Annotated in this window: 3 protein-coding genes; 2 read left to right on the top strand and 1 reads right to left on the bottom strand. The window is 62.4% G+C overall.

All coding sequences use genetic code 11. The annotated features are described in order from the left end of the window. Nucleotides 1-185: 185 nt before the first annotated feature. The gene (locus QX041_RS12175; protein ID WP_316165483.1) at nt 186-419 is read left to right on the top strand and encodes a helix-turn-helix domain-containing protein; all 234 of its coding nucleotides are present in this window, start codon (nt 186-188) and stop codon (nt 417-419) included. 1,141 nt (nt 420-1,560) lie between these two features. Then, the gene (locus tag QX041_RS12180; RefSeq protein WP_316165484.1) at nt 1,561-1,812 is read left to right on the top strand and encodes a hypothetical protein; all 252 of its coding nucleotides are present in this window, start codon (nt 1,561-1,563) and stop codon (nt 1,810-1,812) included. 750 nt (nt 1,813-2,562) lie between these two features. On the opposite strand, the gene QX041_RS12185 is transcribed toward QX041_RS12180, so the two are convergent. Further along, nucleotides 2,563-12,150, bottom strand: coding sequence for a choice-of-anchor tandem repeat GloVer-containing protein (locus tag QX041_RS12185; RefSeq protein ID WP_316165485.1), 9,588 nt, complete (start codon nt 12,148-12,150; stop codon nt 2,563-2,565). Between the last annotated feature and the right edge of the window lie 327 nt (nt 12,151-12,477).

Consider the following 12,477-nt stretch of genomic DNA (forward strand, 5'->3'; position numbering starts at 1 on the left):
TGCATTCTGCAAGACATGCGGCGCTGCGAACTCCAAGCAGGCACGAATCGTCCCCTGCCTGGGACGCGCGTACATGACAACTCACATCGGAATCGCGCAAGGCATGTCAGGAGTAGAGCATCTGCAACGTGGTCAGAACCAACTTTCCCGTTCAAACGTCAAATCCACTCGATCAAGGCACCTCAATGGACAAAGCCGATAACGATAACAAGCAGCGCCGTCTCGTCGAGTTCAAGGAAGGTTGCCGATATGGCAAATTCGGCAAAACAAAGGCTTATGAACTGATCGCGCAGGAGCGGATTAGGGCGTACAAAATGGGAGGCAAGACACTTATCGACCTCGACAGCATTGATGAATATCACGCCGTGCTGCCGCGCGTTGAATCGCGGGGCATGGTCGTGTCCTCGGAGGTGGTGTAGCTCGGTACAGCAAAGCCGTCCGCACGGTCGTTCTCGATGATCGGGACGATCATAGGCCCTCGTGCGCTCGTGGAGAAGGCCCCGATGCCGATGTCCCGCGCGCGATGATCGGCCCTGTGCCCAGCGGCTGACGGATATGGAGTCGGCGGGCTGACGGCGCGCCCTATGGCGAGAAGGGCGCTGAGTGCTGGCGCAGCGCAACAGCTACCGCGACCAGAGCTCGGAAATTGGAGCCGGCAAACTCGAGTGCCCGATCCCCAAGCTGCGCAAGGAAAGCTATTTCCAGTTTGCCGAAGGCGTCGATCCAAAGATGGATGCTGCGCACCTCCGATGGCCGCCCGCCCCAGCGCCCGCAGCGCGTCATGTCGTTCCTCTCCACACTTCCCGCAGCGTTCAGAGACTGGGCGGGATGAAACGCTGTCAGCCGGGCTCTGCGGTCAGCGTGTAGGACACGAGCCGCTTGCCCCCCGCCGCGAGATCGGCCTTCAGATCCTTGATGTCCTCCAGGCCGATTTGCAGACGCAGCGTGGGCCGCCGGGCGCCGTCGTCATCGCGGTAGATCTCCCTATGCCTCGAACAGAGCCATACGGCTGTCGTGATCGAGTGTCACCACGAAGGTCCAGAGGTCGGCAGTGTCGCGCGGCATCTGCCTTGCCCAACTAGCTTGCCGATCCGCCCAGGTCCTGTCGGCCGGGATATCATCGGTCCCGCCGGCATGAGACGCCAAATCAATCTTGACCACCCTGAATGTCGACGACATGGGCATTCGCCCGATGTAAAAGATTTGCGTGGCTGGCGTATGGGTCACGGCGATGATGGCAGTTTCAGACTGTCCGCACAGACTAGGCTGCGGTCCCGAGGTGCAGTGCGCGGCGAGGTCACGGACAAGCAGGGTCCGCCACGCTCAAATACTCAGATCAACGGCTGGAACCCTTACCGCTGATGCGGCAAATTCATGAAGTAATTTGGCAGTAATTCGCGGATCTACCCTCCGAGGGACCACATGGCGCTTGACCGAAAAGACGAAATTGAAGCTCTGCTGAAGCACGAAAGCCTCGAAAAGGTCCTGGATTATTCCGCCCGCGGGAGGAGGTTCTAACTTTTACCCGCGACCGACTTGGCTGATCTCTGGGTGCTTATGATGAACCTCTGGGCTAGCGGCTCGCACGAGTTCTCGTCGCAGGACATTGACGATTGCCGATCCGAGATGATGCTGAGGCGCATTGACCCGCCGTTTGATCGTGTCAGCCAGATATGGGAGCGTATCGCGCAACGAACGCAGAACCATGTCGAGACCATTATCAATGACCCTGAGGCTTTGGCCGCTGCGGAAGCTAAATTGGAAAAGCAACTTGAGCAATTGCGCCAGCAGCTGGAGCACCCGCAGCATTGAGCTTTACACCTTGAGGCGATGAAAAGGTGACGCATCAAAGCGATGTTGGAAGTAATCGCCCACGAAGAACGATAGGTGGCTGATCAGGAGTCTATTTTCCTAACGTTGATGCATTTTGGATTGCAGGCTTGGCACGGTTGAGGCTCGGAAGCCTGCAGTCCGCAGTTAGAGAGCTCCTCGAATCGCAGAGTCCGATCCGATTAGAGAGGCCAAAGAAAGAGGAGGTGACGGAGGACGGTGATCTGTTCCGGGCAAGCTCGATCCAATCGCCCCTCCGTCGCATCCTCACAGGGCTGAGGACTTGGCTGGCCTCAATTCTGGTCGCCCTTTGGCACGCTGACGCCCGCCTTCCTAACGTCAAACAGGCTTCTCAAGCGGACAAGATAGACTACCGTTCGGTATGGAAGTTCGTCCATCCCGGGAAGCTCAGCTTCAAGAAATCACGGCGGCTGGCAAACGCGGCCATCCTGATGTAGCGCAGCGACGATGCCAATGAACGAAAATATCAAGATCACGCACCTTGTCACAATCTCACAGCCGTAAAAGCAATGCCACCCGCCAACTGATCCGCTGGTAGGCCATCGAACCCATTCTCCCTCACGATACAACCGAATCGACAGCATCGCTTGCAAAGCGAAGGCTCGATTCCGGCCAACGTTTCGGTGACCAACCGTTGATCGAAGGCGGCCTTGAACGCCGCCTTGACCGATAGAATGTCGTCCGCAAGTTCATCGTCCCTTTTTCGTACCTCTAGGAGTGCCACGCCGCAGCGATTGCTGATTGGAGGTTGCTATCGTTCGGCATGCTAGTTCCTGAGGATGCGGGATCGTATCCGGGGTTATTGGACGAATAGGTCGCCATCGCCTGTACGAGCTGAGATAGTTGGCTGTCGATCTTCAATCCGCCCGCTTCAATTTCCTGAAGCTGATCGGGACTGCTGCTTGAGAACCAGTTGTCAATGGTCGCGCTTGTGCTTGTTCCTAGAATATCGATCTGCAGATTATTGCCTGACTGCAGGAACCACAGATTCTGATCGGTGACGCTGCCCGTGAAATCGAGATTGTTAGTCGTACCCGTGCCTTGCTGGGCGTTGATTTCTATCTGACCGCTGCCCGTCGTTACGAGGTAGGTATTGTTCGTATTTCCGTAACTGTCGGTTACGCTTGCCATAATCGCGTTGTTGGCCTGTCCAGGCAACGTTACTGACGTCGAAAAACTCCCGTTTGACTGAACGATCGCCGTACCCAACGAGATTCCATTATCCGTCAGCGTGACCGTCTGGCCAGTTACGGTTGCAGTGCCTCCTGACGCGACCAAGCCCGAGATCGTCTGTGCCCCGGCATTACCCGGTTCCGGCGCACTGGTGATCGTCACCGTCGGGGCGATATTGTCGAGCGTGTCGACCACCGCCGCGCTGGTGCCGGTGCTGCCCAAGCTGTCGGTCACGGTCGCGACGATCGAGTTCGCCCCCTGGTTCGGCAGCGTCACAGTAGCCGAGAAGCTGCCGTCGGCCTGAACGATGGCCGTTCCGAGCGTCGTGCCGTTGTCCGTCAGCGTGACCGTCTGTCCCACGATTGCACCGCTGCCGGCCGTGACCGTCCCGGTGATGGTCTGGGCCGCAACGTTGCTCGCCTCGGCCGCGCTGGTGATCGTTACCGTCGGCGCGATGGCCGGATCGGTGTTGATCACCGTTGTGGTGCTGTTGACGGTGGGCACCGCCGTCGCAGACGCGACAGGGAGTTCAAACACCGTGTTGCCGGGGCTCGTTCCGAACAGGTTCCCTGCCCCATCCATCAGCAGCGCGCCGGTGGATCCGTTGGCATTGGTGCCGTTGAACGACGTCAGCACCACCGGAGTGCTGCTGTAGCCCGTCGATGTCTTGACCACCTCGTAGATCACGCCGTACCCGTTGGCTCCGCCGTGCCAGGTCGTGCCCAGCAGATCACCATGGGCATCCATGATCAGGTTGCCATAGGGGGTGGAACCGTTGGTGCCGTTGAACGAGACCAACACCGTCGGCGTGCTGCTGTAGCCGTTCGCCGTCTTCGCGATCTCGAACACCGCGCCGGCATTGTTGGCCCCTCCGGACTGGGTGGTGCCGAACAGATTGCCGGCCGCATCAAAGATGATGCTGCCACTCCCCGGCGATGCCCCGTTGGTGCCGTTGAACGAGACCAGCACCGTCGGCGTGCTGCTGTAGCCGTTCGCCGTCTTCGCGATCTCGAACACCGTGCCGACGTTGTTGGCCCCGCCATGCGTCGTCGTCCCATACAGATTGCCTGCGGCGTCCACCGACAGACTGCCAGCGGGATTGATCCCGCTAGTGCTGTCCAACGAGACCAATGTGGTCGGGGTGGAGCTATAGGTGCTGCCAGTCTTGACGAGCTCGAACACCGTCCCGCCGCCATTGGCTCCGCCAGAGTACGTCATGCCGAACAGGTTGCCCGACGCATCCATGATCAGGTTGTCCGGAGGACGGTTCCCGTTCGTGCCGTCGAACGAGGCCAACACCACCGGCGTGCTGCTGTAGCTGCTGCCGTTCTTGACGATCTCGAAGATCGTGCCCTTGCCATAAGCTCCACCCGTCTCGGTGGTGCCGAACAGATTACCCGCAGCATCCATCAGCAGACTGTTCTGCAGGCTCGAGCCGTTGGTGCCGTTGAACGACACCAACGTCACCGGCGTGCTGTTATAGCCGCTGCCGTTCTTGACGATCTCGAACACCGTGCCGGCGTTGTTGGCCCCTCCGGACTGGGTGGTGCCGAACAGGTTGCCGGCCGAGTCTGCGATCAGGTTGCCGTAGAGCGCGTTACCATTGGTGGTGCCGTTGAACGTGGCCACCGCCGTTGCCGTGCTGGCATAAACAACGTTGGTGTAGGCGCTGCTGACGTCCGACAGGGTGAACGTGGTGGTCTGGCTGCTGTTGGGCGACCCCGCCGCAGGCGTAAAGGTCAGCGCCTGCAGCTGGCTGGTGATCGTCGCGGCGCTCCCCGACAGCGTGTAGGTGTTGCCCGAGCCGCTCAGGCCTGCGCCCGACAGCGTTCCTCCCGCTCCGCTCAGCGTGATAGTCAGCGTATCGGTCGCCCCGACATTGGCATCGTCAATCGTCACACCACTGAACGGATGGACCGCGGCTTCCGACGTGGTCGTCTGGCCCGCTGTCGTTCCGATGATCGTCGGCGCCACGCTGACGACATTGCCGAGCGTGTCGACCACCGCCGCGCTGGTGCCGGTGTTGCCATAGCTGTCGCTCACCGTCGCGACGATCGAGTTCGCTCCCTGGTTCGGCAGCACAACGCCAACCGAGAAGCTGCCGTCGGCCTGAACGATGGCCGTTCCGAGCGTCGTGCCGTTGTCCGTCACGGTGACCGTCTGACCGACCACCGCCGACGCACCGTCCAAGCTCACGGTCCCCGTGATGGTCTGGGCCGCAACGTTGCTCGCCTCGGCCGCACTGGTGATCGTCACCGTCGGGGCGATATTGTCGAGCGTGTCGACCACCGCCGCGCTGGTGCCGGTGTTGCCATAGCTGTCGCTCACCGTCGCGACGATCGAGTTCGCCCCCTGGTTCGGCAGCACAACGCCAACCGAGAAGCTGCCGTCGGCCTGAACGATGGCCGTTCCGAGCGTCGTGCCGTTGTCCGTCAGCGTGACCGTCTGTCCCACGATTGCACCGCTGCCGGCCGTGACCGTCCCGGTGATGGTCTGGGCCGCAACGTTGCTCGCCTCGGCCGCGCTGGTGATCGTTACCGTCGGCGCGATGGCCGGATCGGTGTTGATCACCGTTGTGGTGCTGTTGACGGTGGGCACCGCCGTCGCAGACGCGACAGGGAGTTCAAACACCGTGTTGCCGGGGCTCGTTCCGAACAGGTTCCCTGCCCCATCCATCAGCAGCGCGCCGGTGGATCCGTTGGCATTGGTGCCGTTGAACGACGTCAGCACCACCGGAGTGCTGCTGTAGCCCGTCGATGTCTTGACCACCTCGTAGATCACGCCGTACCCGTTGGCTCCGCCGTGCCAGGTCGTGCCCAGCAGATCACCATGGGCATCCATGATCAGGTTGCCATAGGGGGTGGAACCGTTGGTGCCGTTGAACGAGACCAACACCGTCGGCGTGCTGCTGTAGCCGTTCGCCGTCTTCGCGATCTCGAACACCGCGCCGGCATTGTTGGCCCCTCCGGACTGGGTGGTGCCGAACAGATTGCCGGCCGCATCAAAGATGATGCTGCCACTCCCCGGCGATGCCCCGTTGGTGCCGTTGAACGAGACCAGCACCGTCGGCGTGCTGCTGTAGCCGTTCGCCGTCTTCGCGATCTCGAACACCGTGCCGACGTTGTTGGCCCCGCCATGCGTCGTCGTCCCATACAGATTGCCTGCGGCGTCCACCGACAGACTGCCAGCGGGATTGATCCCGCTAGTGCTGTCCAACGAGACCAATGTGGTCGGGGTGGAGCTATAGGTGCTGCCAGTCTTGACGAGCTCGAACACCGTCCCGCCGCCATTGGCTCCGCCAGAGTACGTCATGCCGAACAGGTTGCCCGACGCATCCATGATCAGGTTGTCCGGAGGACGGTTCCCGTTCGTGCCGTCGAACGAGGCCAACACCACCGGCGTGCTGCTGTAGCTGCTGCCGTTCTTGACGATCTCGAAGATCGTGCCCTTGCCATAAGCTCCACCCGTCTCGGTGGTGCCGAACAGATTACCCGCAGCATCCATCAGCAGACTGTTCTGCAGGCTCGAGCCGTTGGTGCCGTTGAACGACACCAACGTCACCGGCGTGCTGTTATAGCCGCTGCCGTTCTTGACGATCTCGAACACCGTGCCGGCGTTGTTGGCCCCTCCGGACTGGGTGGTGCCGAACAGGTTGCCGGCCGAGTCTGCGATCAGGTTGCCGTAGAGCGCGTTACCATTGGTGGTGCCGTTGAACGTGGCCACCGCCGTTGCCGTGCTGGCATAAACAACGTTGGTGTAGGCGCTGCTGACGTCCGACAGGGTGAACGTGGTGGTCTGGCTGCTGTTGGGCGACCCCGCCGCAGGCGTAAAGGTCAGCGCCTGCAGCTGGCTGGTGATCGTCGCGGCGCTCCCCGACAGCGTGTAGGTGTTGCCCGAGCCGCTCAGGCCTGCGCCCGACAGCGTTCCTCCCGCTCCGCTCAGCGTGATAGTCAGCGTATCGGTCGCCCCGACATTGGCATCGTCAATCGTCACACCACTGAACGGATGGACCGCGGCTTCCGACGTGGTCGTCTGGCCCGCTGTCGTTCCGATGATCGTCGGCGCCACGCTGACGACATTGCCGAGCGTGTCGACCACCGCCGCGCTGGTGCCGGTGTTGCCATAGCTGTCGCTCACCGTCGCGACGATCGAGTTCGCTCCCTGGTTCGGCAGCACAACGCCAACCGAGAAGCTGCCGTCGGCCTGAACGATGGCCGTTCCGAGCGTCGTGCCGTTGTCCGTCACGGTGACCGTCTGACCGACCACCGCCGACGCACCGTCCAAGCTCACGGTCCCCGTGATGGTCTGGGCCGCAACGTTGCTCGCCTCGGCCGCACTGGTGATCGTCACCGTCGGGGCGATATTGTCGAGCGTGTCGACCACCGCCGCGCTGGTGCCGGTGTTGCCATAGCTGTCGCTCACCGTCGCGACGATCGAGTTCGCCCCCTGGTTCGGCAGCACAACGCCAACCGAGAAGCTGCCGTCGGCCTGAACGATGGCCGTTCCGAGCGTCGTGCCGTTGTCCGTCACGGTGACCGTCTGACCGACCACCGCCGACGCACCGTCCAAGCTCACGGTCCCCGTGATGGTCTGGGCCGCAACGTTGCTCGCCTCGGCCGCACTGGTGATCGTCACCGTCGGGGCGATATTGTCGAGCGTGTCGACCACCGCCGCGCTGGTGCCGGTGTTGCCATAGCTGTCGCTCACCGTCGCGACGATCGAGTTCGCCCCCTGGTTCGGCAGCACAACGCCAACCGAGAAGCTGCCGTCGGCCTGAACGATGGCCGTTCCGAGCGTCGTGCCGTTGTCCGTCAGCGTGACCGTCTGTCCCACGATTGCACCGCTGCCGGCCGTGACCGTCCCGGTGATGGTCTGGGCCGCAACGTTGCTCGCCTCGGCCGCGCTGGTGATCGTTACCGTCGGCGCGATGGCCGGATCGGTGTTGATCACCGTTGTGGTGCTGTTGACGGTGGGCACCGCCGTCGCAGACGCGACAGGGAGTTCAAACACCGTGTTGCCGGGGCTCGTTCCGAACAGGTTCCCTGCCCCATCCATCAGCAGCGCGCCGGTGGATCCGTTGGCATTGGTGCCGTTGAACGACGTCAGCACCACCGGAGTGCTGCTGTAGCCCGTCGATGTCTTGACCACCTCGTAGATCACGCCGTACCCGTTGGCTCCGCCGTGCCAGGTCGTGCCCAGCAGATCACCATGGGCATCCATGATCAGGTTGCCATAGGGGGTGGAACCGTTGGTGCCGTTGAACGAGACCAACACCGTCGGCGTGCTGCTGTAGCCGTTCGCCGTCTTCGCGATCTCGAACACCGCGCCGGCATTGTTGGCCCCTCCGGACTGGGTGGTGCCGAACAGATTGCCGGCCGCATCAAAGATGATGCTGCCACTCCCCGGCGATGCCCCGTTGGTGCCGTTGAACGAGACCAGCACCGTCGGCGTGCTGCTGTAGCCGTTCGCCGTCTTCGCGATCTCGAACACCGTGCCGACGTTGTTGGCCCCGCCATGCGTCGTCGTCCCATACAGATTGCCTGCGGCGTCCACCGACAGACTGCCAGCGGGATTGATCCCGCTAGTGCTGTCCAACGAGACCAATGTGGTCGGGGTGGAGCTATAGGTGCTGCCAGTCTTGACGAGCTCGAACACCGTCCCGCCGCCATTGGCTCCGCCAGAGTACGTCATGCCGAACAGGTTGCCCGACGCATCCATGATCAGGTTGTCCGGAGGACGGTTCCCGTTCGTGCCGTCGAACGAGGCCAACACCACCGGCGTGCTGCTGTAGCTGCTGCCGTTCTTGACGATCTCGAAGATCGTGCCCTTGCCATAAGCTCCACCCGTCTCGGTGGTGCCGAACAGATTACCCGCAGCATCCATCAGCAGACTGTTCTGCAGGCTCGAGCCGTTGGTGCCGTTGAACGACACCAACGTCACCGGCGTGCTGTTATAGCCGCTGCCGTTCTTGACGATCTCGAACACCGTGCCGGCGTTGTTGGCCCCTCCGGACTGGGTGGTGCCGAACAGGTTGCCGGCCGAGTCTGCGATCAGGTTGCCGTAGAGCGCGTTACCATTGGTGGTGCCGTTGAACGTGGCCACCGCCGTTGCCGTGCTGGCATAAACAACGTTGGTGTAGGCGCTGCTGACGTCCGACAGGGTGAACGTGGTGGTCTGGCTGCTGTTGGGCGACCCCGCCGCAGGCGTAAAGGTCAGCGCCTGCAGCTGGCTGGTGATCGTCGCGGCGCTCCCCGACAGCGTGTAGGTGTTGCCCGAGCCGCTCAGGCCTGCGCCCGACAGCGTTCCTCCCGCTCCGCTCAGCGTGATAGTCAGCGTATCGGTCGCCCCGACATTGGCATCGTCAATCGTCACACCACTGAACGGATGGACCGCGGCTTCCGACGTGGTCGTCTGGCCCGCTGTCGTTCCGATGATCGTCGGCGCCACGCTGACGACATTGCCGAGCGTGTCGACCACCGCCGCGCTGGTGCCGGTGTTGCCATAGCTGTCGCTCACCGTCGCGACGATCGAGTTCGCTCCCTGGTTCGGCAGCACAACGCCAACCGAGAAGCTGCCGTCGGCCTGAACGATGGCCGTTCCGAGCGTCGTGCCGTTGTCCGTCACGGTGACCGTCTGACCGACCACCGCCGACGCACCGTCCAAGCTCACGGTCCCCGTGATGGTCTGGGCCGCAACGTTGCTCGCCTCGGCCGCACTGGTGATCGTCACCGTCGGGGCGATATTGTCGAGCGTGTCGACCACCGCCGCGCTGGTGCCGGTGTTGCCATAGCTGTCGCTCACCGTCGCGACGATCGAGTTCGCCCCCTGGTTCGGCAGCACAACGCCAACCGAGAAGCTGCCGTCGGCCTGAACGATGGCCGTTCCGAGCGTCGTGCCGTTGTCCGTCACGGTGACCGTCTGACCGACCACCGCCGACGCACCGTCCAAGCTCACGGTCCCCGTGATGGTCTGGGCCGCAACGTTGCTCGCCTCGGCCGCACTGGTGATCGTCACCGTCGGGGCGATATTGTCGAGCGTGTCGACCACCGCCGCGCTGGTGCCGGTGTTGCCATAGCTGTCGCTCACCGTCGCGACGATCGAGTTCGCCCCCTGGTTCGGCAGCACAACGCCAACCGAGAAGCTGCCGTCGGCCTGAACGATGGCCGTTCCGAGCGTCGTGCCGTTGTCCGTCAGCGTGACCGTCTGTCCCACGATTGCACCGCTGCCGGCCGTGACCGTCCCGGTGATGGTCTGGGCCGCAACGTTGCTCGCCTCGGCCGCGCTGGTGATCGTTACCGTCGGCGCGATGGCCGGATCGGTGTTGATCACCGTTGTGGTGCTGTTGACGGTGGGCACCGCCGTCGCAGACGCGACAGGGAGTTCAAACACCGTGTTGCCGGGGCTCGTTCCGAACAGGTTCCCTGCCCCATCCATCAGCAGCGCGCCGGTGGATCCGTTGGCATTGGTGCCGTTGAACGACGTCAGCACCACCGGAGTGCTGCTGTAGCCCGTCGATGTCTTGACCACCTCGTAGATCACGCCGTACCCGTTGGCTCCGCCGTGCCAGGTCGTGCCCAGCAGATCACCATGGGCATCCATGATCAGGTTGCCATAGGGGGTGGAACCGTTGGTGCCGTTGAACGAGACCAACACCGTCGGCGTGCTGCTGTAGCCGTTCGCCGTCTTCGCGATCTCGAACACCGCGCCGGCATTGTTGGCCCCTCCGGACTGGGTGGTGCCGAACAGATTGCCGGCCGCATCAAAGATGATGCTGCCACTCCCCGGCGATGCCCCGTTGGTGCCGTTGAACGAGACCAGCACCGTCGGCGTGCTGCTGTAGCCGTTCGCCGTCTTCGCGATCTCGAACACCGTGCCGACGTTGTTGGCCCCGCCATGCGTCGTCGTCCCATACAGATTGCCTGCGGCGTCCACCGACAGACTGCCAGCGGGATTGATCCCGCTAGTGCTGTCCAACGAGACCAATGTGGTCGGGGTGGAGCTATAGGTGCTGCCAGTCTTGACGAGCTCGAACACCGTCCCGCCGCCATTGGCTCCGCCAGAGTACGTCATGCCGAACAGGTTGCCCGACGCATCCATGATCAGGTTGTCCGGAGGACGGTTCCCGTTCGTGCCGTCGAACGAGGCCAACACCACCGGCGTGCTGCTGTAGCTGCTGCCGTTCTTGACGATCTCGAAGATCGTGCCCTTGCCATAAGCTCCACCCGTCTCGGTGGTGCCGAACAGATTACCCGCAGCATCCATCAGCAGACTGTTCTGCAGGCTCGAGCCGTTGGTGCCGTTGAACGACACCAACGTCACCGGCGTGCTGTTATAGCCGCTGCCGTTCTTGACGATCTCGAACACCGTGCCGGCGTTGTTGGCCCCTCCGGACTGGGTGGTGCCGAACAGGTTGCCGGCCGAGTCTGCGATCAGGTTGCCGTAGAGCGCGTTACCATTGGTGGTGCCGTTGAACGTGGCCACCGCCGTTGCCGTGCTGGCATAAACAACGTTGGTGTAGGCGCTGCTGACGTCCGACAGGGTGAACGTGGTGGTCTGGCTGCTGTTGGGCGACCCCGCCGCAGGCGTAAAGGTCAGCGCCTGCAGCTGGCTGGTGATCGTCGCGGCGCTCCCCGACAGCGTGTAGGTGTTGCCCGAGCCGCTCAGGCCTGCGCCCGACAGCGTTCCTCCCGCTCCGCTCAGCGTGATAGTCAGCGTATCGGTCGCCCCGACATTGGCATCGTCAATCGTCACACCACTGAACGGATGGACCGCGGCTTCCGACGTGGTCGTCTGGCCCGCTGTCGTTCCGATGATCGTCGGCGCCACGCTGACGACATTGCCGAGCGTGTCGACCACCGCCGCGCTGGTGCCGGTGTTGCCATAGCTGTCGCTCACCGTCGCGACGATCGAGTTCGCTCCCTGGTTCGGCAGCACAACGCCAACCGAGAAGCTGCCGTCGGCCTGAACGATGGCCGTTCCGAGCGTCGTGCCGTTGTCCGTCAGCGTGACCGTCTGTCCCACGATTGCACCGCTGCCGGCCGTGACCGTCCCGGTGATGGTCTGGGTGGCGTTGTTGGTGGCTAATGCAGCACTGGTGATGGTTACCGTGGGAGGAGTGTTCGCCATGATGTCTTTGCCCCTACATGCCTTTTGTTATCACTTCGGCCGCGTCAGAGATTTATCTTCGGATTTGTTAGAGCCGGGCCGACATTCGTATTCGCAATTCGAACGACCTGCCGACACACGGACCGACCAAGAATTTTCATTCGTAACAAGCCCGAACTAGGACAAGACAACTAAACCTTCCGAGCGCGCGATTTAACATATAGCGATACTGCCCTGAACTCAGCCGCGCCATCATCCTCACTAGCCTTCTTATAAACCTTATCGGCGGGCAGCAGCCTTCCTCTCAGTTACAATCGGCTACGCAACAGAAGCCTGTGCCGCAGCGCA

Source organism: Bradyrhizobium sp. SZCCHNRI2009, assembly GCF_032485115.1.
In the GTDB taxonomy this organism is placed as follows: domain Bacteria; phylum Pseudomonadota; class Alphaproteobacteria; order Rhizobiales; family Xanthobacteraceae; genus Bradyrhizobium.